26 protein-coding genes and 1 pseudogene are annotated in these 22,065 nt (G+C 60.6%); 10 read left to right on the top strand and 17 right to left on the bottom strand.

All coding sequences use genetic code 11. The annotated features are described in order from the left end of the window. Window positions 1-19: 19 nt before the first annotated feature. Window positions 20-1,921 carry a potassium transporter Kup gene (locus CO666_RS27895; RefSeq protein ID WP_097615304.1) on the bottom strand — a complete coding sequence of 634 codons (1,902 nt, stop codon included), beginning with the start codon at window positions 1,919-1,921 and terminating at the stop codon, window positions 20-22. A 737-nt stretch (window positions 1,922-2,658) separates the two neighbouring features. Here CO666_RS27895 and CO666_RS27890 point away from each other — a divergent pair. Next, window positions 2,659-3,081 carry a TIGR02594 family protein gene (locus CO666_RS27890; protein ID WP_097615256.1) on the top strand — a complete coding sequence of 141 codons (423 nt, stop codon included), beginning with the start codon at window positions 2,659-2,661 and terminating at the stop codon, window positions 3,079-3,081. Window positions 3,082-3,370: 289 nt separating this feature from the next. Here the strand turns inward: CO666_RS27890 and CO666_RS27885 are convergent, their stop codons facing one another. Beyond that, complete coding sequence (locus tag CO666_RS27885; RefSeq protein ID WP_097615255.1) at window positions 3,371-3,691, bottom strand: low molecular weight protein tyrosine phosphatase family protein; 321 nt, start codon at window positions 3,689-3,691, stop codon at window positions 3,371-3,373. 146 nt (window positions 3,692-3,837) lie between these two features. Then, complete coding sequence (locus CO666_RS27880) at window positions 3,838-5,235, bottom strand: pyridoxal phosphate-dependent decarboxylase family protein (RefSeq protein ID WP_097615254.1); 1,398 nt, start codon at window positions 5,233-5,235, stop codon at window positions 3,838-3,840. 882 nt (window positions 5,236-6,117) lie between these two features. Between CO666_RS27880 and CO666_RS27870 the strand changes: the two genes are divergently transcribed. Further along, window positions 6,118-6,624: a GNAT family N-acetyltransferase gene (locus tag CO666_RS27870; protein WP_097615252.1), complete on the top strand. Its 507-nt coding sequence runs from the start codon at window positions 6,118-6,120 to the stop codon at window positions 6,622-6,624. A gap of 96 nt (window positions 6,625-6,720) precedes the next feature. Continuing rightward, window positions 6,721-7,653, top strand: coding sequence for an ornithine cyclodeaminase family protein (locus CO666_RS27865; RefSeq protein ID WP_097615303.1), 933 nt, complete (start codon window positions 6,721-6,723; stop codon window positions 7,651-7,653). A 105-nt stretch (window positions 7,654-7,758) separates the two neighbouring features. Here the strand turns inward: CO666_RS27865 and dapB are convergent, their stop codons facing one another. Further along, window positions 7,759-8,529: a 4-hydroxy-tetrahydrodipicolinate reductase gene (gene dapB / locus CO666_RS27860; RefSeq protein WP_097615251.1), complete on the bottom strand. Its 771-nt coding sequence runs from the start codon at window positions 8,527-8,529 to the stop codon at window positions 7,759-7,761. 125 nt (window positions 8,530-8,654) lie between these two features. Between dapB and CO666_RS34310 the strand changes: the two genes are divergently transcribed. Next, entirely contained in the window at window positions 8,655-8,942 is a 288-nt protein-coding gene (locus CO666_RS34310; RefSeq protein WP_179869774.1) for a hypothetical protein, read from the top strand. A gap of 6 nt (window positions 8,943-8,948) precedes the next feature. Here CO666_RS34310 and CO666_RS27850 read toward each other — a convergent pair whose 3' ends face one another. Further along, window positions 8,949-9,164: a hypothetical protein gene (locus tag CO666_RS27850; protein ID WP_097615250.1), complete on the bottom strand. Its 216-nt coding sequence runs from the start codon at window positions 9,162-9,164 to the stop codon at window positions 8,949-8,951. 149 nt (window positions 9,165-9,313) lie between these two features. Next, the gene (locus tag CO666_RS27845; protein ID WP_097615249.1) at window positions 9,314-9,913 is read right to left on the bottom strand and encodes a histidine phosphatase family protein; all 600 of its coding nucleotides are present in this window, start codon (window positions 9,911-9,913) and stop codon (window positions 9,314-9,316) included. Window positions 9,914-10,156: 243 nt separating this feature from the next. Between CO666_RS27845 and CO666_RS27840 the strand changes: the two genes are divergently transcribed. After that, window positions 10,157-10,630: a VOC family protein gene (locus CO666_RS27840; protein WP_097615302.1), complete on the top strand. Its 474-nt coding sequence runs from the start codon at window positions 10,157-10,159 to the stop codon at window positions 10,628-10,630. 30 nt (window positions 10,631-10,660) lie between these two features. Here CO666_RS27840 and CO666_RS27835 read toward each other — a convergent pair whose 3' ends face one another. From CO666_RS27835 to ubiA, 4 genes are all read right to left on the bottom strand, one after another. Then, window positions 10,661-11,062, bottom strand: coding sequence for a GFA family protein (locus CO666_RS27835; RefSeq protein WP_097615248.1), 402 nt, complete (start codon window positions 11,060-11,062; stop codon window positions 10,661-10,663). A 469-nt stretch (window positions 11,063-11,531) separates the two neighbouring features. Beyond that, a complete protein-coding gene (locus CO666_RS27830) occupies window positions 11,532-12,146 on the bottom strand; it encodes a LysE family translocator (protein ID WP_097615247.1) in 615 nt (204 codons plus the stop codon). 236 nt (window positions 12,147-12,382) lie between these two features. Continuing rightward, window positions 12,383-13,159, bottom strand: a complete 777-nt coding sequence (locus tag CO666_RS27825; RefSeq protein ID WP_097615246.1) for a phosphodiester glycosidase family protein — start codon at window positions 13,157-13,159, stop codon at window positions 12,383-12,385. 22 nt (window positions 13,160-13,181) lie between these two features. Beyond that, window positions 13,182-14,096, bottom strand: coding sequence for a 4-hydroxybenzoate octaprenyltransferase (gene ubiA, locus CO666_RS27820; protein ID WP_097615245.1), 915 nt, complete (start codon window positions 14,094-14,096; stop codon window positions 13,182-13,184). Window positions 14,097-14,301: 205 nt separating this feature from the next. Here ubiA and CO666_RS27815 point away from each other — a divergent pair, with 205 nt between their 5' ends. Beyond that, on the top strand, window positions 14,302-14,685 hold the full coding sequence (locus CO666_RS27815) for a VOC family protein (RefSeq protein ID WP_097615244.1): 384 nt from the start codon (window positions 14,302-14,304) through the stop codon (window positions 14,683-14,685). 103 nt (window positions 14,686-14,788) lie between these two features. Here CO666_RS27815 and CO666_RS34305 read toward each other — a convergent pair whose 3' ends face one another. Together CO666_RS34305 and CO666_RS27810 are read right to left on the bottom strand one after the other, a co-directional pair. Then, window positions 14,789-14,962, bottom strand: coding sequence for a hypothetical protein (locus tag CO666_RS34305; protein ID WP_164517687.1), 174 nt, complete (start codon window positions 14,960-14,962; stop codon window positions 14,789-14,791). Window positions 14,963-15,236: 274 nt separating this feature from the next. Further along, window positions 15,237-16,451 carry an argininosuccinate synthase gene (locus CO666_RS27810; RefSeq protein ID WP_097615243.1) on the bottom strand — a complete coding sequence of 405 codons (1,215 nt, stop codon included), beginning with the start codon at window positions 16,449-16,451 and terminating at the stop codon, window positions 15,237-15,239. A 125-nt stretch (window positions 16,452-16,576) separates the two neighbouring features. Here CO666_RS27810 and CO666_RS27805 point away from each other — a divergent pair, with 125 nt between their 5' ends. Continuing rightward, window positions 16,577-17,044 (top strand): Lrp/AsnC family transcriptional regulator, encoded by a 468-nt coding sequence (locus CO666_RS27805; protein ID WP_097615242.1) that lies wholly within the window; start codon window positions 16,577-16,579, stop codon window positions 17,042-17,044. A gap of 148 nt (window positions 17,045-17,192) precedes the next feature. Here CO666_RS27805 and CO666_RS27800 read toward each other — a convergent pair whose 3' ends face one another. After that, a complete protein-coding gene (locus tag CO666_RS27800; RefSeq protein ID WP_097615241.1) occupies window positions 17,193-18,032 on the bottom strand; it encodes an SDR family oxidoreductase in 840 nt (279 codons plus the stop codon). Window positions 18,033-18,157: 125 nt separating this feature from the next. Here CO666_RS27800 and CO666_RS27795 point away from each other — a divergent pair, with 125 nt between their 5' ends. Beyond that, on the top strand, window positions 18,158-18,535 hold the full coding sequence (locus CO666_RS27795) for a winged helix-turn-helix transcriptional regulator (RefSeq protein WP_179869773.1): 378 nt from the start codon (window positions 18,158-18,160) through the stop codon (window positions 18,533-18,535). Window positions 18,536-18,613: 78 nt separating this feature from the next. Here CO666_RS27795 and CO666_RS27790 read toward each other — a convergent pair whose 3' ends face one another. Then, the gene (locus CO666_RS27790) at window positions 18,614-18,910 is read right to left on the bottom strand and encodes a hypothetical protein (RefSeq protein ID WP_097615240.1); all 297 of its coding nucleotides are present in this window, start codon (window positions 18,908-18,910) and stop codon (window positions 18,614-18,616) included. Between the two features lie 119 nt (window positions 18,911-19,029). Then, the gene (locus tag CO666_RS27785) at window positions 19,030-19,842 is read right to left on the bottom strand and encodes a hypothetical protein (protein ID WP_097615300.1); all 813 of its coding nucleotides are present in this window, start codon (window positions 19,840-19,842) and stop codon (window positions 19,030-19,032) included. A 73-nt stretch (window positions 19,843-19,915) separates the two neighbouring features. On the opposite strand from CO666_RS27785, the pseudogene CO666_RS27780 reads away from it, so the two are divergent. Continuing rightward, window positions 19,916-20,149 (top strand): annotated as a pseudogene (locus CO666_RS27780) (GNAT family N-acetyltransferase); the annotation flags it as partial. Window positions 20,150-20,337: 188 nt separating this feature from the next. Here CO666_RS27780 and CO666_RS27775 read toward each other — a convergent pair. Continuing rightward, on the bottom strand, window positions 20,338-20,541 hold the full coding sequence (locus CO666_RS27775; protein WP_097615239.1) for a hypothetical protein: 204 nt from the start codon (window positions 20,539-20,541) through the stop codon (window positions 20,338-20,340). A gap of 264 nt (window positions 20,542-20,805) precedes the next feature. Beyond that, entirely contained in the window at window positions 20,806-21,447 is a 642-nt protein-coding gene (locus CO666_RS27770) for a dihydrofolate reductase family protein (RefSeq protein WP_097615299.1), read from the bottom strand. An 89-nt stretch (window positions 21,448-21,536) separates the two neighbouring features. On the opposite strand from CO666_RS27770, the gene CO666_RS27765 reads away from it, so the two are divergent. Beyond that, window positions 21,537-22,058, top strand: a complete 522-nt coding sequence (locus CO666_RS27765) for a winged helix-turn-helix transcriptional regulator (RefSeq protein ID WP_097615238.1) — start codon at window positions 21,537-21,539, stop codon at window positions 22,056-22,058. Window positions 22,059-22,065: the final 7 nt, after the last annotated feature.

Genomic DNA, 22,065 nt, shown 5'->3' with positions numbered 1-22,065 from the left:
GGGGCAGCGCCGTCATGCTTCAAATGGCAATCTGTTCACCGAGTTCGACGACGCGGTTTGACGGCAGGTTGAAGTAATCGGAAGGATCGATTGCAAGCCCTTCCAACCCCATGAATATGCGCTCCTGCCAGCCGGGCAGCCCGGTGTTCGGCGTCCTGACGAGATTTCTGCGGCCGAGATAGAAGGAGGTCCTCATAATCTCGAACTTGAAGCCTCCTTCTCTGCAGAGAGCCAGAGCCTTGGTGACATCAGGGTCGTCCATGAAGCCGAAGCTGATATCAAGGCGCACGAAGCGCGGCGAAAGCTGGCTGATCCTGATGCGCCTGATATCGGGGACGTAAGGTTCGTCTTCGGTCCAGACAGTCAGGATGATGTTCTGTTCGTGGAGCACGTGGTTGTGCTTGAGATTGTGAAGCAGAACACTCGGCGTCCGATCCGGGACGCTCGTCAGGAAGACTGCCGTTCCCGGAACGGTGACCGGCGAATGGTCCGATTTTCGTTCGATCGACCTGATGAAGGAATCGAGCGGGATCTCGTTGTTGGCCCGCACCCTCTTCAGATAGGCCTGCCCTCGGGTCCACGTCCACATCAGCATCATGATCGCCAGCGCAAGGGCGACCGGAACCCAGCCGCCATCGTAGATCTTCAAGAGATTGGCCGCCAGGAACATGACTTCGATGGTAAAGAGCGGCAATAGCCAGGCGGCGGCGAGCACCAGGGAGTAGCCCCAGACGACCCGAAGGAACTGGAAGACCAGCATCGTCGAGATGACCATGGTTCCGGTCACCGAGATGCCGTAGGCGGTCGCCAGCGACTCGGAGTCGCCGAAGGAAAAGATCAGCATCAAGACGCCGACCAGCAGGAGAAGATTGACGGCCGGCACGTAGATCTGGCCGGTGTTGGTCTCCGAGGTGAACTTGATCCTGAGCCGCGGCAGGAAGCCGAGGTGAACCGCCGAGCGGGATAGCGAAAATGCGCCGGTTATCACTGCCTGGCTGGCGATGATCGTTGCCATCGTCGCCAGGAGAACCACCGGCAGCAGGGCCCAGTCGGGATACATCAGGAAGAACGGGTTGCCGGCCGTTTCGGGGTGGGCGAGAACGAGCGCCCCTTGCCCAAGGTAGTTCAAGAGCAGCGCCGGAAAGACGAGCACGAACCATGCCGTCTGGATCGGGCGGCGGCCGAAATGCCCGAGGTCGGCATAGAGCGCTTCGCAGCCGGTGACAGTCAGAAAGACGGCGCCGAGCACGATGAGGCCGACGCTGCCGGCATGGGTCAGGAACAGGAACGCATTGATCGGATTGAGAGCGGCCAGAATCCTCCAGTCATCGCCGATATGGATCAGACCGCCCGCCGCCATGGCCAGAAACCACAACACCGTGATCGGCCCGAAAAACATCGAGACGGCGGCAGTTCCCCTCGACTGGACCGCAAACAGAACGATCATGATCGCCGCCGACGCAAGCGGGACGTATTCGGCAAAGGCGGGCGTCACCAATTTCAGGCCTTCGAGCGCCGACATGACGGACAGGGCAGGCGTGATCATCGCATCGCCGATGAAGAGGGCTGCGCCGATCAGGCCGGCGAAGAACAGCACCGGCACATTTCGCCCCATCTTCTTCATCAGGAGGGCGAGAAGCGAAAGCGCGCCGCCTTCGCCGTCATTGTCTGCCCGCAGCAGGAACAGCACATATTTGAAGGTCACGATGATCGTCAGCGTCCACACCATCAGCGCAATGAGACCGATGATCTCGGCCTCGTGTACGCCATCGGCGGCAAAGGGTCTCAGCGCCTCGCGAAAGGCATAGAGCGGGCTGGTGCCGATATCGCCGTAGACGACGCCGATCGCGCCGACGACCAGTCCGATAAAGCCCTTTCGGCCGGCACCTTCACCCCTGTTGTCTGCATGTTTTGACGTCATGGTTCCCCGCTCATGCCACTTGGCCATGAACACAAACATATGCCGCATTGCAGAACGGCAAGTAAATTAATGCGGGCGCGATTTTTTTGGAGAGGGGAAACATGCGCGGTGAGCGCGAGGATGGCATTGCGAACTGCTCGACGCTCCTGTTTTCGCCGCAGCACTTCCGGTCGCAGGGTGCGTGCCGCTGATCATGTCCGGTCACAAGCCAGCCCAACCGGTACAACCGCACGGTTGCGGTGCCGCCCTGGGCGTTGCCTGCGGTTACGTCCACAAGCGACAGGGGTGATCCCCGTCGTCGTCGCTGGCGAATGCGGCGATCGCAGTGTATTTCCTGCTGCGCCTAAGTATTATTTTCGGCCTTCTGAAATATAGCTCGTACAGGTGACGGCCCGGGATCGCGCACTGACGTCAACGCCTGGCGAATGGTCTTGCCGCTCAAGCACTTGCGGGCGCGCTCCATCTCCTCTCAGCGAAGCTGGAGCGGATTATGAAGCTCCAGCCTTTCGTGCCTGCAAAGCCTGTCTTTTGCGGGGTTTGCGATGGGTCGTTTCCGGCGGCAAGTGAAGCTCCTCCTGATGTCGTTCGCGCCTCCTTTTGGCCAGATTCCCGCCACCAAGATGCCAGTATCAGTTGTTTCTAAATCACGCCATAATTGGCATTTACGTTGCCGCGCTTGTTTTATTCTTGGCCACATTTCTGTAATTCAACATTATACCAAGCAATGGTGGGTAACTATGAAGGTTATTCTCGTCATCGTCCTCACGGCGCTTGCCGTGCCCTGTGAGGCGGACATGCTGGGCACGGCATCCAAGTATAAGAGCATGCACGAACGCTCCATCTCCTTCCTCAGTATCAACCCCCGCAGGGTATCGTGGTGCGGAGCGTTTCTGGCTTTCGTCGCCAAGCGATCTTCGCGGGAACCGCCGCCCAATCCCAACATGGCGGTGTCCTGGAAGAAGTTCGGCAAGCCGGTGTTCTTCGGCGCCGCCAGGCGAGGGGATGTTGTGGTGATCCGCACCGGAAGACGCTTTCATGTGAGCCTTTTCGATCACATCGACCAGCGCCGGCAGTACGTCTACCTGTTCGGCGGCAATCAATCCAACCGGGTGCAACTGTCGAGGTATCGCGCCAGCTCGGTTGTCGCAGTGCGACGATGATGCCGGTTCGTCTGCGGTAACGCCGGGTGCGTCAGCGCGCCTGAAGAGCACGCCAAATACTGGACCCCGCGAAGCCTGTCATGACCTTCATTCTTGCGACAGGAAATATTCCACATTTGCGTTAATGGCCGGGGCTTCTCGCGGACAGTTTCATTTGCGATGCGCGGCCGGAGCAGGCGCTGTCCACGCCGTGATGATGCTGTCTGCTGCGCGTTGCGCTCGGTAACCGTTCGTCTGAAATTGCCGATCGTCGCTTCGTTCCGCAGGCTGGTCGACGCCGGATGACTGTTTAGAGATGCCGAGGCACCTTTGCCTTTAGCAGTTGCACCAGCGACGGGTCCATGAAATCGTAGTCATCAGGAATATGAAGGCATATCAATCGCTTGCCCTTGAGGGCCGATCTATGCTTGCCTTGGACTTTCGCACGGTGAGCCTTCTCCATGACGAAGACGATATCGGCCCATTCGATCAGCTCGCTCGACAGCGGATTTTCGGCATCATTGTTCGTGCCGGCTGAGGAGACTTCGATATCAGGCCAGCTCGCGAAAACCTGTTCCGCCGTCGGGCTACGAAGCTTGTTCTGACTGCAGACGAACAGGACGTTTTTCACGTTTGGATCTCTTTTGGAGTGAGAGGGTCGGCGAGGGTAGGTCGTAACATGCATTTACGGAAGATTGGAGCAAGAACGCCCACCCCGCCCTCGTCGTACGCAAAGGACCGGATATGCTGCAATAAGCCACTCGAACCGGATCACCCTCAGCTGACACTCTTGAACGCGGCGATGATGCTGTGGGCAGCGAGTTGCGCCTGATCGGATGTCGTTTGGAAATTGGTGACGGAGAGGCGCAGCACGTCGCGGCCGTGCCATTTGGCGCCGCCGGCAAAGATCGCGCCGTCCGCCTGGATCCTTTCGATGGTCTTTCGGGTCAGGGCATCGCCGTCTTCGGCGGGCAGGCCGGTTCCGAAGCGGATGATCAGCTGGTTCAGCGTCACCTCGTTCAGAATGGCGATGCCGGGCTCGCGGGCGAGCAGATCGGCCACCTCACGCGCCGAGGCGCAGCACTGGTCGATGAGGGCGGCGATACCCTGGCGCCCGAAATGTTTCAGCATCGCCCAGGTGGCAAAGCCGCGAGCCCTTCTGGATAGCTCCGGCACGTAGTGGGAGGGATCGCGTTCGCCTTCGCCGGCGAGCGGCAGGTAGCTTGCGGCGATCGTCATGGCGCGGCGATGAGCGAGTTCGTTGCGGACGATAGCGTAGCCGCAATCATAGGGCGTCTGCAGCCATTTATGGCCGTCGGTCGCCCAGCTGTCGGCGGCTTCGATGCCGCGGCTGAGTTGGCTGGTCCTTACCGATGCCTGCGCCCAGAGGCCGAAGGCACCGTCGACATGCACCCAGGCACGCTTTGCCTTCAAGAGCGGAATGATGGCGGCGAAATCGTCGAAGGCGCCGGTATTGATCTGCCCGGCCTGGAGAATGGCGATGACGGGCCCGGAGACCGTATCCAGCGTGCCAGCCAGCGCGGCCGGGTCTATCCGCCCTACCGGATCGGTACGCAGGCGCAGCGCGCGATCGTGCCCGAGGCCCAGGAATTGCAGCGCGGAGAACACCGTGGTGTGAGCGTCGTCACCGATCAGCACGGTGATTTCGGGTGCGCCGAACAGGCCGTTGGCATCGGCATCCCAGCCCACCTGTCGCAGCACCTCGCCGCGCGCGGCGGCAAGGCAGGTGAAGTTCGCCACCGTCGCGCCCGTCACGAAGCCGACCGAGCTTTCGGCCGGCAGTTGCAGGAGATCGAGCAGCCATCTCGCCGCAACGGTCTCGACGGCGGCCGCGGCCGGGGCGGCGACATGGTTGCCGGCATTCTGGCCCCAGGCGCTGGTGAGGAAATCGGCCGCGACGCCGACCGGATGGGAGCCGCCGATGACCCAGCCGAAAAAACGCGGGCCGGTGGTTGCATGCAACCCCGGTTCGGCGTCTTTCGCCAACCGCCTGATAACGTCAAGCATATCGGAACCGGTCGCCGGCAGCGGCTCATCGAAACAGCCAAGCGAGGTAGCATAGTCGTGCGTGGGGACGTGCCGGGGAGGTGCTGCCTGCCGAAACCCCGCCGCAAGCCGGGCAGCCTCCTGAAACAGAGATGCAATTGCCGACATCCGCCCCCCTCGCTGCCGCCGATCCTGGAGAGCTCGCTCCCCTTGAAGCTGGCCGTCTGCGCACTGCAATCTAGCCTATATCGCCGGCGCTGTCTTGGCCGAGCCTCCTGCCAATGGCGTTGGTGCGACGACAACCATCATCGGCGCGTTTCGCCTTTACCGGGAGATCCAATATAAATCGATCAATACGGGAGTTGTTTCCTTATTTCCATCAATAACGTTCCCTTCTATCTGGCGCAATTTTCCAAAATTCTTAACATTCACTTAAAAACTATTGCGTTTTTTCTAAGTATCATTCAATATTTCCGAAATATCATTCGCATCGCCGCTCAAGCCGCTCTGCCAATCAGCGAGGGATATGCACTGAAGTATTTCGTTCTCTACGCGTTGGTGTGCTCTGTTGTCGGGATAGTTCTTCTCGTCGTCATCCATCAGGTTGCACCCTTCAGAATGGACAGGCCGAGCGATCAAACGACCGATCAATCTGCAGATGAACCGACGGCCGGATCAGCCGATCAAACGGCGACCGGGTCAACCGATCAGCCGGATAATCTGGTCGTGCGGTCGACGCGCGAACCGGCGAGCAAGCAACCGGGCGTCCAGCCGCCCGATCAATGGGACCTGCGGCCAACAAACCAACCGGCGGCCCAGCCGCCAGATCAATCGGGCGTCCGCAAGGGTGGCCGGGTGGGGACTCCGGCACAGTAGTTGCAGAGCCCCCGCCTTGTCCTTCTAGCCCCCTTCGGGGCACTTCAGGATGAGGCTCTCTTGGGCGATTGCCTGGGGCGGCGCAGTGGAAATGCCGTCGACGTCATCGTCTCCGATTGCATTGGCAGGAGCCTGCTGTCATGACAAAGCCTGAGATATCCCAGGAGCTATCCGATGGATCCAGGCAGCGTGACGATCAGGCTTATCCGGGCGGACGAGGTAGACGCTTTCCGGCAGATCCGTCTGGAAGCGCTGCGCGCCGAGCCATCCTCTTTTGCGAGCCGCTATGAAGATTGGGAGGTTTTGACCGACGAGGAGTGGGTCAAACGTCTGGACGAGCCGGTGTTCATTGCCTTCCAGGACGGAACCCCGGTCGGTATTATGGGACTGTTTCGGCAGCGGCCGAGTAAAATGGCCCATCGCGCCACGATCGTCATGGTCTATGTCAGCGCCCACCTGCGTGGGTCGGGTCTTGCCGGGAAGCTGCTGGAGGCGGTTTCCGATCACGCGAGCGATATCGGCATCCGGCAGCTGGAGCTCTTCGTCAGCGCGGAGAACCCGGTGGCGATAAGGTTCTATCAGCGGCAGGGCTTTGCCGAGATCGGCCGAATCCCGGGCGGGGTTCTGGAGGAGGGCAGGGAGATCGATGACGTCATGATGGCGCGGCGCCTGGTCGGCTAATTTCCTGAGCAGACATATCAGCGTATCGTTTCCAGGCCTCTTGACCTCAAGCGGAGTTGGGGTTGCAGGATGCCGGGATAGGCTGGAGGTTTGTTCGTGACGAAAATCCTGAAGGACGAAGATCTTGTCGGCAGCCACCTGATGGCGGTCGCGATCGATGCACTCGAGACGGCTTTTCGAGCGAGAGCGGGCAAACGGCTAATCTCTCCGCCTCGGCATCATGTCTCGTTTCCCGATCGCGGCGATCTCGTCTTCACCGTCGGCGGCATTCTCGGCGAGAAGCCGCTCGCGGGCTTCCGGGTTTATGAAACATTCGAGGGGGCGGAGCATTCGCAGATCGTCGCGGTGTGGTCGGCCGACGACGCCAGGTTGAAGGGCATCGTTCTCGGAGAGCGCCTCGGCAACCTCAGAACCGGTGCGATTGGAGGTCTCGCCATCCGGCATCTCAGCCCGCCCGATGCCAGGACCATCGGAATCCTCGGCAGCGGAGCGCAAGCGCGAACCCAGCTTGCTGCGGCCGCCGCCGTTCGAAATCTGGATCGCGCCCGCGTCTATAGCCGCGACGAGAAGAATCGCGCCGCCTTCGCAAGCGAGATGCAGAACGCCTTGGGGCTTGATATCGAGCCTGCCGGCAGCGCTCAGGAAGCCGTTGCCGAGGCCGACATTGTCATCTGCGCGACGACGAGCCAAACGGCGGTTATCCATGCACGGGATTTAAAGCCCGGCGTGCATATCAACACCGTCGGGCCGAAAACGCGTGACGGACATGAACTCGGGTTGGATATAGCGGCTGCCGCAGCCGTGATCGCGACGGATTCGCCCGAACAGGCGCGCGCCTACGCGTCGCCCTTTTTTCTGGCCGGCTCCAGCAGCGAGCATCGCATGGCCGACCTCGCCGACATCATTGCGGGGAAAGCGGCCGGGCGGGGATCGTCCGAGGAGATAACGCTGTTCTGCTCCGTCGGCCTCGCCGGAACCGAAGTCGTCGTCGCCTCGGCCATCCTCGATATGATGGCTGTGCCGTCGTAGGCGCTGATTCAGGGATGAGGCTCTCTTGGAGGCGTCAGAGACGCGCCTAGAATTTGATTCAACGACGCCGTTCAAGCCTCTGGTCACTCTGCCTGTTCGCCCTTCTCATGCCAAACCCAGGACATCCCGCATGCCGTATTCGCCGGGTGCGCGCCCTGCAATCCAGCGGGCGGCGGCAAGGGCGCCGCGGGCGAACATGCCGCGGTCGAGAGCCGAATGTGAAAGTGTGACGACTTCCTCGGCGGCGGCAAACAGCACGCTGTGTTCTCCGACGAGCCCGCCGGCCCGCAGGACGGCGAAGCCGATTTCGCCGGGCGGCCGCTCGCCGGTGATGCCGTCGCGCCCGCGCCGCTCGACGGATGCCAGGGAAACGCCGCGGCCCTCGGCCGCCGCTTCACCAAGCATCAGCGCCGTGCCGGACGGCGCGTCGATCTTCCTGTTGTGATGGGCTTCGAGGATTTCGATATCCCAACCTTCAGCGGGAAGGGCGCGCGCGGCCTGGGCGACGAGGCCGAGCAGCATGTTCAGGCCAATGGAGAAGTTGCCGGAGCGCAGGATCGGAATGGTGCGGGCCGCTTCTGCTATCCGTTCGAGCTCATCCGGCTCGAAGCCGGTCGCCCCGATCACCAGGGCCGGTCCGCCCGCCGACGCGCAGAGGCCGGCAAGTTCGGCAGCGGCATGTCCTGTCGTAAAATCCAGGATCACATCCGTCTCGGCGATCGCAGCCGATCGGTCAATCAGCCCGGCGCCTGCAGAGCCCTCACGCCCGATGCCGCCGACGAAGACAAAAGCCGGATCGTCGGCCAGAAGCGGCACGATGGTGCGGCCCATGCGGCCGTTCGCGCCGGCGACGGCTATTTTGACAGGTGAGGTCACGGCTTTTCCTAACTCAGGGGGACGAGTGGGAGGCGGAGGGGGGTTGTCGCGTTAGGCGGAAATAAAGCAGAGCGACGGCGTAAACAACAAGTACAACCGGTATTTCCGACAAGATGGGAAACACGATGAACCCGTCGCCGGGGCCGGGTTCTTCTCCCGGCGCCATCGTCGGTGTTGCCAATACGACAAGCGTCATTGGCGAGAAAAATACCCATAAAAACGCGGTTATGTGCGGCAGCCAACGACGTCGCGTGAGCATTCGCGCGATGAAGATCGCCGACACGGGATTAGGGTGTTCAAAACAAAGACGAGCGAAAGCGCAAGGAATTCGGGCAGGATTGTCGGGTAATGCGGATCGTAATCCATCAGGCGGCTCAGAGGTTGCTATCGAGCGGATGTCGGCCAGAGGCTGACTGACGTTACCAATTGCCGGGGTCGGCGGTATGATCGATGCTGGCGAATTCATCTGCCTTTCCCCGATCCAGCTTTACCTCGGTGGTTACGCTTGTCTCGTCGGTGACAGAGTAGTGGTCGGGGACCGGTCCCCTCGAGAGTTCCTGATACAGGAGCAGGGCGGCCTCCTCGGCGGTGTCCGCCTCGATTTCACGGGTGATGGTGACGGTGAACTTGTGCATGGCTTCAGCCTCTCGATCGGCGCGCAGGCGTATGCGCAGCACGCACAGTCTGACACGAGTTTTGTGTCGAGGACACAAAAAGCGCGTTGCTTGGAATTTGAATCACGTGACGGTCGCGGTCCGGGTGGTTGGCGCAGATAAACCTCTTATCATGCGCTCAGGCCGATTGGATCGGACGAAGCGTTTACCAGGCTGAATTCTTGATCGCAAAGGCGGTAGAATCCGTCTTGGGGAACGGGCAGTTCCAACATTTCCCGTTTTGAAAGGCCGGAATATATACCGCGTATCAATCTGCCGAACAGTCCGTGAGAAATCGCGATCGTCGGCCTACCTATGCCTGAGATCCAGTCCTTCGCCCGCGCACAGGCAGCATCAAAGCTTTCCCCGTCGGGAGATTTGAAATACCAATCGAAAGCGTCGGACCCGTCCAGCATTCTTGGAAACTCGTTGTCGATCTCGAACTTCGTCATGCCGTCCCAAGAGCCGGTGGTCACCTCCATCAGCCGCGGTTCCAGGTGGGTTGCCAGTGGCAATATCCGTTTCACGTGAGCCGCAGTCTCCTGCGTTCGCCCGAGCGGGCTGACGCAGAGTTGGAAAGATCGCTCGCTGCCTGCGACTTCCTTTTTCAGAAGCCTCGCGGCCTGCTCAGCTTGTTCGATACCGCGCTCCGTCAGCGATGAATCTTTCTGGCCTTGGAAGCGGCCCAGGCTGTTCCAAACGGTCTCGCCATGGCGAAGCAGGTAAATCATCAGCGTTGTTCCAAGCCAATGCGACAATGAGAGGGGCTACTGAACCGAAAGAGCGGTTTAGCTCAGTCGTGCTACAGATCGATGATAACTGCAATCGGGCGCGATCCGGGCGAGCTGATCTTTGCGATCACTCGGCAGCGCTCGGCACTCGCTGCCGTGAAATTGCTTCCATGGGCTGGAGAAAGACGGTTTGCCTCTTAGTTTCAGAACGGAATGCGAAACGAGGAGCGAAAGGAACGCGCAATGGCGAAGAACACGATCTGCGTATGGTACGACAAGGACGCCGAGGCGGCCGCCCGGTTTTATGCCGCGACCTTTCCCGACAGCGCGGTGGGCGCCGTCATTCGTGCTCCGGGAGATTATCCCGACGGGAAGCAGGGAGACGTGCTGGTTGTCGAATTTACGGTAGCGGGCGTTGCCTGCATCGGCCTGAACGGCGGTCCCGCGTTCAAACACAGCGAAGCCTTCTCGTTTCAGATCGCAACCGACACGCAGGAGGAAACCGACCGTTACTGGAACGCCATCGTCGGCAATGGCGGCCAGGAAAGCGAGTGCGGCTGGTGCAAGGACAGATGGGGTGTGTCGTGGCAAATTACGCCGCGCGTCCTCTCCGAAGCGCTTGCGGCCGGCGGCGGTCAGGCAAAACGCGCTTTCGATGCGATGATGACCATGAGGAAGATCGACGTTGCGGCGATCGAGGCGGCGCGGCGCGGCTGAGGGGCCGTCGCCTGTTGAAGCAGGGAGGCGTCAGAACCAGAGATCGCGTACGCAACGCCCTTTGGAGGGAAGGTCTTCGAACGTATCAAGGCCGTCGAAATGATCGATGGGCAGATCGGCGACCAGATCCGGCGGCGCAAGCCGCATATTGACCGCCATGCGCCGGCGGCCATCCTTCTGAAGCCGCAGCCCGCGCCAGCTCAAGACGCAGGCGCAGGATGGGCAGAACAATATTTCGAGGGATGAGGTCTCCCGGCCGGAGCGGGTGTAGGAGGCGGTCTCGCCGGTGAGCGCGATCCGCTCTCCTTCGTAATCATAGGCCCACAGCGTGCCGTAGCGCCGGCAGAGCGTACAGTTGCAGGCGGTGATCGAACCGGGATCGCCTTCAAGCGTCCAGCTCGCCTTGCCGCAATGACATGAGCCCGTCAGCATGAGCGTCGTTCAATCCTGCTTCTTGTTCCGGCATCCTGCCTCAATGGCGCGATGACCGCAATTGGGTGATCCGGGAATGCCTCTCGCCAGACCGGCGGCTTCATTCCCGAAGAGATCGACGAACTTTTGATTGCGACCTGACCAAGCGGCTGGTGACGGTGACGCGTGGCCTCTCCTCGGAACACCTCTGCCCTGTATCGAAGTCCTGACGTTGCGGACGGCGAGGCGACGGTGCTACAAGCGCGCCTGTGCGGCGGCGAGCGCTGCCATATCCCTCCCTCATTCCTGTGCTCGTCACAGGAATCCAGCCACCGCGCGTCCGCGCGGTGAATGACTCTATACGACGGTTGAAAAAGTCTCTCGCGCCCAAGGACTTGGGCGCACTGGATTCCTGTGACGAGCACAGGAATGAGGGAGGGTAGGAGACGCGATCGGGTCCACTACGGGCTTATTATGCATCGGAATGACGTCAGCGAGCCCAGAGCAGGCGGCCACCGATGAGGATGAGGGCGGCGCCCATCACGCGCTCGATGCCGGCCTTGAACCGCAGGAAGCCGGCGGAAACGCGCCGGTTCGAGAAGAAAAAGGCCAGGCCACAATACCAGAGAGCAGAAAGCAGGAAGCAGGTCAGGGCGATGACGCAATAGAGCCAGACAGGCGCATGGGTGGGGATGACAAGCGCAAAGATACTGCCGAAGAAAGCCTTCGATTTCGGATTGGTCATGCTGACGACGTAGGCGCGGCGCATGGCGGAGCGCCATGTGACCTCTGTCGGTCCGGTCGTCTTCAAGGGCTTGGCCGCGCCGCGGATCATCTTCAGGCCCAGCCAGATCAGATAAAGGGCGCCGACCACCTGCAACGTCGTATGCAGCCAATCGAAATGGGTCAGCAGAAAGCCGAGGCCCGCCATTGCCATGACCGCCCAGGTCAGGGATGCGATCGCAAGTCCAAGACCCGCAAAGAGCCCGGCCGCACGCGACACCGTCATGCTGGTGTTGGTGACGATGATGAAATTCGGTCCGGGGCTGACGAGGGAGACGACGTAGACGCTGACGAGCAATACGAGTGAATCGAGATATTCCATCCGGCTTTCCCAAGGTTGTTGCCGGGAGGCTATAAGAGGCAGGTGGTTTTTGAAAGGGCTGGTCAAAGGTATGACGGACTGGCGGTGACGAAAAAAATTACCGCTCATGCCAGAGGGTCGGCCGTTCGCTCGTCCTTTGCCGTGAGCTGAGCAGACGATTTCAGACAATCGATTTCCCTTTTCGGGTGGCCGGCTGACGGCACTATAGGCCCCGATGGAGGCTGAACTCCTGGTGCCTATTCCACAAGCCCGAAGATCGGGCCATAGCCGCCATGCCAGGACCAGTCGTTGCGGTCTAATGCCGGATAGTAAAGCCCGACACCTCGTCCGCCATCGAGAAACAAGGCGTCGGGGCATTGCAGCTGGTCGCGGAAGAGCCGTGCGAAATCGTGGAAATTGACGCCGTCTTCGCTGATAGCGAAGCGAACCACGCCGTCCGCGCAGACGCCGACCCCGCTTCGGCGGGTTCGGTCCGTCGAGCCGGGGATGAAGATCGGGTTGAGCTTGCCGGCGATGACGAGCATCGGGCCGGACTGTGTGGCGAACCGCACCTTGGGGGCACGCTTCAGAAATTCGTCGGTCGGAAGGATGCCGGCGCCCGCTTCACCGAGAAAGAACACGCCGTTCGGCTTCCTGTAGAAATTCGGGACCTGACCGGGGGTGCCGCCGGCCCCTGCGGTATTGGCGGGTTTCAATTCCCTGGCGTTTTCGACATAAAGTCCCATCGGCGAAAAATCCGCCCGGTACATTCCGGCATTGACGGCCAAAGCCAGCGTTTTTCCCTCGGCGCGAACGGCCTCGGCAAGGTTTGAAAAAGCACGGTACGGCTGGCCGTCGGCGCCCTTCCAGAACAGGCGCAGGTCGGCTTTTCCCGCTTCCAGCGTGCAGACGACGTATTTCGCCTCTTCGAAAATTTCCGGTTCGCATGGTTCGGCATGGGCTTGAGGCCCGGATGCCACCGTTGCTGCCAGCATCATGGCCGCGGCGAGCACGCCGTGTTTGAGATCGATCATTGGTATCACGTCCTCGAACGGCTCACCATGTGCCCGACAAAGCCGCGCCGGCGAGCAGCACGCCGGTCAGGATATTGGCGAGGAACAGGCGGTAATTCAGATCCGGGCGGGCAAGGTCGATCCGCCGGGTCTGCCAGGCAAGATGAAGGGCGATCACCAGCATTCCGACCGCATAAGGCGGCGACATCTGCAACAGCCAGCCCCCGAGCGACCACGCCCCGACCGCCAAAGCATAGAACAGGCCGATCCACATTTTGCCGCGTCGGCCGAACAGGATTGCCGTCGACTTCAGTCCGAGGCGGGCGTCGTCGCTCAGATCGACATAGGCATAGACAGTATCATAGCCGATCTGCCAGGCGATGGCCCCGGCCCACATCAGCACGGCGCCGGTGGGAATATGACCTTGAACCTCGGCCCATGCCATCAGCATCCCCCAATTGAACGCCGCACCCAGCACGGCCTGCGGCCAGTGGGTGAAACGCTTGCAGAGCGGATAGACGAAGACGAGCGGCAGAACCGATACCGCGACCACACGCGTGTAGGGTGTCAGGAAGTACAGAAGCGAGGCTGCAGCCATGAGTTCAACGGCCAGAAAGACAAAGGCCTGCTGCGCGCGGAGCTCTCCGCTGGCCAGCGGCCGGAAACGAGTCCGCTCCACGTGGCCGTCAAATTTCCGATCCGCGATGTCGTTGACGGTGGAGCCGGCGCTTCTCATCAGCAGAGCGCCGAGAGAGAAGACCGCCAGTTGACCGAGGTCCGGCAGACCGTGCGATGTCTGAATCAGGGCGGCCCAGCATGGGAAAAGCGTCAGCCATATTCCGACCGGGCGATCCAGCCGCGCCAGCCGCGTGTATGGCCGCCATGCGGCCGGCAACCGGCGATCCACCCAGTCGCCATGGTGGATGTCGCTGAGATCAGGGCGGCTGAGAGTCGTCATGATGTGATCCAAATTTCGCGTCGCAGTCACTGGAATAGGTGAGGTTTCATCGCCGTCGGCAATGCGCAGAATAGGAATTTTTGCAGACGCGGCAATAACCGTCTCTATGCAATGATTTTCGCGAAGCTATCAGTAATTGTTCTTGTTATGTTCATGATGGCGCGATATGAATTCTGCGTAATCCTGCAACAGGTGAGGGAAGTTCATGAGCGTTTACGCAACTCTCGGCGCAGTCGATTTCGCCAAATCGAACGCCTTCTACGATGCCGCTCTGGCAACGATTGGATGGAGCAAACATAAGGAATTTCCCGGATGGCGGGCCTATTCCGAACGTGGAAAAGGCGAAGGTTTCATTCTGTGGATCTGCGAGCCTTTTGACGGTGAGCCGGCAAGCGCCGGAAACGGCTCGATGATCGGTTTCATGGCCAAATCCCGCGCCGAGGTGGAGGCTTTCTATGAAGTTGCGATGACCAACGGGGGAACGGATGAAGGCGCACCTGGTCTACGTCCGCATTACGGGCCGAACTGGTATTCCGCTTATATGCGTGACCCGGCTGGGAACAAGATTGCCATCGTCTTCAACGGCTGACAGCAGGCGTCCGACATGTAAGAATCAGCGCTGCGCATATCGTTCGAGGCGATCCTGCGGATCGAACCTCGGGACGAGGGGGGTGGAGAATGCCGCCCGATCCCTACCAGGCGGTACGGGCGGTGCCGAGGGCTGTCGTGTGAGAGGACGAGACGTGGGCGACGTACTCCTTGAGCGACACGACGCAGTTTCCGGGACAGCTCAGTTTGTACAGCGTCAAGTGCTTCAGCAACGCCTCGGCGTCGCGCTTTTCGGTGAGCGGAAATGTCATCGTCATGCGAGTTCCTCCAACGAACAGACCGACCATCTGCAGAAGTAATGTTTAAATTCTTTTGCGCTGCAACAAGAAAATTTTAATAATAAAATTAAAATCGATTAACTCGGAGGTGGAAACTTTTAAAATCGTTTGAAATTGGCCTTGTCATTTCCAGGGGAACGCGAGCTGCCTTGGGCGGGCGGGAAAATCCTGAGTACGACTCCGCCGGGAGCGGAGCCGAAGTGCTGGAAACGATGGCATTGATGGAGGCGCAGCCAGTGCCGGCGGCTGGCGATCATCGTCCGTTGCGGGCTGCCCAGCTCCTCAGCCGCAGGCCATTCAGCCTGATGAAGCCTTCGGCATCGTGATGATCATAGGCGATGGAACTTTCCTCGAAGGTGACGAGGTCGGCGCAATAGAGTGAGCAGGGCGAGGTGCGGGAAATGACCGAGGCGCTTCCCTTGTAGAGCCTGACCGTGACTTCGCCGCTGACGAAGGCCTGGCTTCGGTCGATCAGCGCCTGCAGCATGTCCCGCTCGGGCGCGAACCAGAAGCCGTTGTAGATCAGCTCGGCGTAGCGGGGCATGATCTCATCCTTCAGATGTGCGGCGGCGCGATCGAGTGTAATCGATTCAATGCCGCGATGCGCCGCAAGCAGGATCGTGCCTCCCGGCGTCTCGTAGACGCCCCTCGACTTCATGCCGACAAAGCGGTTTTCCACCAGATCGAGCCGCCCGATGCCATGCCGGCCGCCGAGGCCATTGAGTTCGGTGAGCAGTGTTGCCGGCGTCATCGCCTGGCCGTTCAGGGAAACCGGGTCGCCGCCTTCGAAACCGATTGTGATGGTCTCCGGGGTATCGGGGGCGTCGAGCGGATCGACCGTGCGCTGATAGATATAATCGGGCGCAATCGCCGCCGGATCTTCGAGGATCTTGCCTTCGGTCGAGGTGTGCAGCAGGTTGGCGTCGGTCGAGAACGGCGCCTCGCCGCGCTTGTCGCTCGGCACCGGGATTCCATGCTTTTCGGCATAGTCCAGAAGCTGCGTGCGGGAGCGGATGTTCCATTGGCGCCAGGGAGCAATGACCTCGATCGACGGATCGAGCGCATTGACCGCCAGCTCGAACCGGACCTGGTCGTTGCCCTTGCCTGTCGCGCCATGGGCAACGGCATCCGCGCCGACCTGCCGGGCTATGGCGACAAGATGTTTGGCAATCAGCGGCCGGGCAATCGAACTGCCGAGGAGATACTGTCCCTCATAGAGCGTGTTGGCCCGCAGCATCGGAAAGACGAAGTCGCGGACGAATTCCTCCCGCAGGTCGACGATGCGGATGTCCTTGACCCCTGATATCGCCGCCTTCGCCCGCGCCGGCTCGAGTTCCTCGTCCTGACCGAGATCGGCGGTGAAGGTCACGACCTCGCATCCGTAAGTCTCCTGCAACCATTTGAGGATGATCGAGGTATCCAGTCCGCCCGAATAAGCGAGCACGATTTTCTCTATCTTTTTCGCCACCAGTCCGTCTCCGATTTGACCAATGGAACAATAGGCCAACTCATAAGCAATGAGCTTGCGAAGCTTCCTTAGAATTGCGAAGATTTGGCATATTATGCCGTTCCAAGATAAGCTGGAGCTATGAAATGCCAATCACTTTGGACCCGATCGATCGGCATATCCTGCGGGTGCTTCAGCGCGACGGGCGTATTTCGAATGTCGAGCTGGCAAAAGAGGTGGGGCTGTCGCCTTCGCCCTGCCTGCGCCGCGTGCGCCTTTTGGAAGAGGCCGGGATCATCGATCGTTACGTCGCCGTGCTGGATCCGGCAAAGGTCGGCGCTGGGCTGACGGTTTTCGCCCGCGTGTGGTTCAAGACCCAGGATGCCGAGGTCACGCTGCGGTTCGCCGAAGCCGTCAGGCGGTTTCCCGAGGTGATGGAATGTTACCTGACGACGGGGGAATGCGACGCCGTGCTTCGGATCGTCACCGCCGATCTGCACAGCTACTGGCGTTTTCAGGCCGACCACCTGACGCGCATTCCGAGCGTCCTCAGCGTCAAGACCGACGTGCCGATGGAAACGCTGAAGCGCAGCTATGAACTGCCGTTGCGATAGGCGTCGCTTTTGTATCGGGCTTTCCCAGCCATACAGCGTGCCGGTGGTGGCCAGCCCGCCCTTCGAGGCCCCGCAGGGCGCCTCAGGACGGGCTGGGAAAGAGTAGAACAGACGGCGGATGTCCACCGTCAGCGGTTTGTTTTCGCGATCAAGCCTTCAGCGCCGCGGCATAATCGGCCGCATAGGTCTTCAGCGACCGCGGCGCCCTGCCGGTCAGCGCCTCGACATCGCCGGTGACGGCAGCGGTCCAACCTTGGCGAACCGGATAGAAGATCGAGGCGAGAAAGCCAGCATAGTCGGCAGGCACGCCGGCGCCGGTGAGAATGCCGATGAAGGCCTCATCGGTAATGGCGTTATAGGCGATCGGCTTGCCGATGACCTCGGAAAGGATCGCCGCGGCTTGCGTATAGGATAGCGCTTCCGGCCCGGTCAGGTTGAAGGCCTTGCCGTCGAAAGCAGAGGTGGTGAGGGCTGCCACGGCGCTGGCCGCGATATCGCGGGCGTCGATGAAGCTCGACTGGCCGTCTGCGGCCGGAAGGGCGATCTGGCCGTGATCGATGCCGGGTTTCCAGAAGGTGTGAAAATTGTCGGCGAACCAGTTCGGACGCAGGATGACGTAGGGTGTGCCTGATTTTTCCAGCGCAATCTCGACCTGGCGATAGGGGATGGAGTCGTCGGCATCGACGCCGAGGACGCTCTGGAATACGACCTTCACCTTGCGCGCGGCGGCTGCCTCGACGACCGGCAGCAGCAGGCCCTTGGCATCGACATAGCCGGATGGCAGCAGCACATGGGCACGGTCGACACCCTCAAAGGCCGGGCCATGGGTTTCCGGCTTGCCGTGGTCGAAGACGACGCCATCGGCGCCCGCCACGGGCTTGCCCGAGCGGGAGGCGGCCTTGACGGTCTCGCCCTTCGCCAGCAGCCCATCCACCACATGCCTGCCGACGGTGCCCGTCGCGCCGAGGACCAGAATCTTGTTGCTCATATCGCTCTCCTTGGTATCTATTGGAAACTATCTAGCAATGAGATAGATACAGGCAAATCAGGATTAGAAAAGAGAGCACTTTTTCGTAACATGGTTTCGTCAAGGAAACCGGCGAGGGGAAACAGATGACGGTGATGCAACAGGCCTACAACGTCTACGAGGACCGCTGCCCGACGCGGCTGGTGCTGGACCGGCTGGCGGATAAATGGGCGCTGCTTATTCTCGATCGGCTGGAAGGCGGGCCGGTGCGTTTCAATCACATCCGCCGCGATATCAAGGGCATATCACAGAAAGTTCTTGCTCAGACCCTGCGGAAGCTGGAGCGCGACGGGTTGATCTCGCGCACGATCTTCCCAACCGTGCCGGTGACCGTTGAATATGCGCTGATGCCGCTGGGGCGCACCCTGACGGATACCGTTTCCGCCCTTGCCCACTGGGCGGAGACGAATATGGATGCGATTTTTACGGCGCAGCGCGCCTATGATGAGGCCCATTCCGTTTGAGGGTGGTTGCCGTGCTATCGGTAAGGGGCACTCGACGGGCGTAATTCCTCGTTTGGTATCCGTCGAACTTAACCCATGTCATTCGATAGTTTTGCCTCTGCCGTGAGAACGAATGTGAGCCGCAAGTTTGAGGGTAAATCCAATGGTTGGAGCACTCCATACGAAGGCGATGAGCCAAGCCGTGGCAGTCGCGCCCAGACACTCGCTCTCGTCAATTTCACAAGAGGCTCTTACGACAATTTCGTACAGGCACAGCGCTCCAACGACCAATGCGGAGCTGGTGATCGCAATCGATATCCATAGCCGCCTGCCTTGCCCCATCATCAGGGTGGCGATGAAGATCGCTGCAAACAGCAAGAGCGTAAGCCAGATCATGCCCGTTTCCATTCGAAGGTTCTCTGGAAGGCTATAGACTCTCAGGACATCGCAAATATTTTCTCGCGGTGCAACGCACCTCTATCGGCCGCCGCCGCGTCGTTTCTGGTGGGGTCGGGCTACTCGACCTGGATATGAATATGGTCGTCGTGACGGGCGGCGCGGCAGCCTTGGAAGCGGACATGGCTGTCGGTGATTCCAAGCGCATTCTTCAGATGCGGCTCGATGAAGATCTTCTCCAGGCCGAAGCGCGCGACGCCTTCGCTGGTCAGCCAGCGAACCGCAGCCGACGTCCGCTGCTCTTCGATCCGATAGGCGGGGAACAAGGGCTGCAGCGCATCGAAATCCCAGCGGGTGGTGAGCCAGTCGTGGCGCCCTTGGCATGGCAATTCATCGCCGGGCGCCGGCTCCTCGAAGGCGAAATAGCCGATCGGGGAGCGGGTGACGCCATTCAGGAAGGTGCCGTCCGCATCCTTGTAATAATAGGCGAAGTCGAGCTTCTTGCCATCGGCATGCGACAGATGCGGCAGCAGCGGAAAGCCGTTTACGAAGGGAAAATTCGCGTCCAGAGCGGTGGTGACGGTTCCGGGAAATTCCTCGTCCATGTGGGCGGCAAGCGCCTTTGCCAGGTCGCGCACCTCGGGCCTAACGTAATTGCGGTTCAACAGGCAATAGATCGGGGAGCGGACCACGAGCCTGTCTGTCGTGCTCGCCATGCAGGAGAGAGGAACCCGCCCGAACTTTGGTGCGGCGAGGCCTGCTGCCAACGACGCGCCGACATAACAAAGCAGGAAGATCGTGAGCTTCGCCAGAAAGCGCCGGATGCCCCAGGCGCGCGACGCCGCCAGCGCAACGAGATAAGCGAGGCCGCCGATCTGGGTGAGCAGCGTCAGGATGACGACGATCAGGGCGTGGAGGATAATGCCGAGCATCGGATAACCTTGCGCGAGGTAAGTTGCATTGCCATAGGTGAGGGAGCGGGGATGCGCAAGGTGGCCGGCGCGCCGAGGCGAGGTTGCGGAGATCAAAAGACTGTGGGTCGCCCCATCCGCTCGCGGCCTCGGGCTCGCCAAACGCCTGATGACGGCCGCCGAAGACATCGCCCGCGAACTATCCGTCAAGCTCCTGCGCCTGGATACGAAGAGCGCGCTGGCCGAGGCGCACAAGCTTTATCGCGGAACCGGCTGGAACGAGATCGAGCGGTTCAACGACGATCCGTACCCGGACACCTTCTTCGAAAACGCCTTTAAACAGGGCAGGCGGCTTTGCGCAGCCGACGTCGATTGGGTGGGTGTCTGTCGCCTCGAGCAGGGTGATTTCCTTGGCTTGGCCAGAGCCATTCACGGCGCCGACGCGCCGCGCTGGATCCCTATGGCAAGCGTCAGCCGGCGCCCCTCGTCATCGAGAAACAGGTCGCGGGCGGCGTTCTACTGGTGGTCCAACTGCTTCGATAGCTCGGCAAAAAGCTTGTCGTGTTCCGTGTTCATCTGGATGAGGTCGACAGCAATGGTGATGGCGCGGCGCCCTTCGACGCTGTCGATGTCGCGCTTCTTCTCGCAGCACCATTGCCGCACGGCATTGGTGACGATTGCTATTTCATCGTCGTTGAGTGAGATGAGCGATAAGAGCACGGCGTCCCCCGTGAAGCGGCAAGAGCACCTATGGTCTCTCAAGCGGTCGTGCCGATACCGATGGGCTCACTCTACGCTCATTCCTTGCCAACGCTACAGCTATTTTGACACGGTTTGCGCCGCCCGATGTCCGGGGATGGCCGGCCTCCAGGCACCAAATCCTTGGCGGTCTGCACTTGCCGATCGGCATTGAGCCAACACAATGTCAACCTGCTCGGACGGGAGCATGCGCTGGCGTGAATGGCGATCCCGATCGGCGGCCGGTTATTTCGCCAGCACGATATGCGTGGCGTGTTCTGTCGCCACATGTTCGACGACGCGGAAGCCGAGGGCCGGCAAGTCGATGCCTGCAAACATCGCTTCGCCCTTGCCGAGCACGACGGGCGAGATGGCGAAATGCAATTCGTCGATCAGGCCGGCCTGCAGATATTGGCGGACGGTGCTGACGCCGCCGCCGATCTTGACGTCTTTGTCGCCTGCGGCCGCCTTCGCCTTGTCCAGCGCCTCATGAATGCCGCCGGTGACGAAGTGGAAGGTCGTGCCACCTTCCATGACGATCGGTTCGCGCGGGTAGTGCGTGAGGATGAACGTCGGCGCGTGATAGGGCGGGTTCGGCCCCCACCAGCCCTTCCAGTTCTCGTCGGGCCAGTCGCCGCGGATAGGACCGAACATGTTCCGTCCGAGGATGAAGGCGCCGAAATTGGCCATGCCGCGGGCGGCGTAATCCTCGTCGACACCTGACGAGCCGTCGTCCTTTCCCATCATTGCCCGGAAGGTGCGGGTGTGGAAGAACCATTGGAACATTTCCGGCCCCCGCTTTCCCAGCGGATCGTTCATGCTCTGCTCCGGCCCGGCGCCGAAGCCATCCACGGAAAGGGAAAACGCTGCAACACGCACCTTGGACATGCTTTCCTCCATCTGATTTCATTTTGAAACTAGTTGCGTTGTCGCATAAGTGATCCTATATTGCAACTAGTTTTTATTGGAGAGAATTCGTGGACATTGAACTGCGGTCGGGCTGCCCGATCAACCTGACGATGGAGGTGATGGGCGACAGGTGGAGCCTCATCATCATCCGGGACATCATGTTCGGCAACCGCCGCCATTTCCGTGAGCTTCTGACCCATTCGGAGGAGGGGATCGCCTCCAATATTCTGGCCGCCAGGCTGAAGCGCCTGCTCTCGCTGGGGTTCATCAGCAAACGCGATGATCCGAGCCACAGCCAGAAAGCCATCTACAGCCTGACGGAGCCGGCGATCCAGCTCGTTCCGGTCTTCGCGATGATCGGCGCCTGGGGCCGGCGCCATCTGCCTGTCAGCGAGGAGCTCAGCATCCGCGCCGAACTTCTCGAAGAGGGCGGGCCGCCGCTCTGGGACGAATTCATGGAGGACCTTCGGCAGATCCATATCGTCGATCCGATCGGCGGAGCCAACGGGACGTGCACATCGGCGGTGCTGGCAAAGCTGACGGCGGCGTTCCTGGAGGTTCGCGCCAGATCGTCGTCGCAGGTATCCTGACCGGTTT

The sequence above is a fragment of the Rhizobium chutanense genome (assembly GCF_002531935.1).
GTDB lineage: Bacteria > Pseudomonadota > Alphaproteobacteria > Rhizobiales > Rhizobiaceae > Rhizobium > Rhizobium chutanense.
Note: the sequence above shows the minus strand (reverse complement) of the source record. Positions and strands in the feature narration are given on the sequence as shown.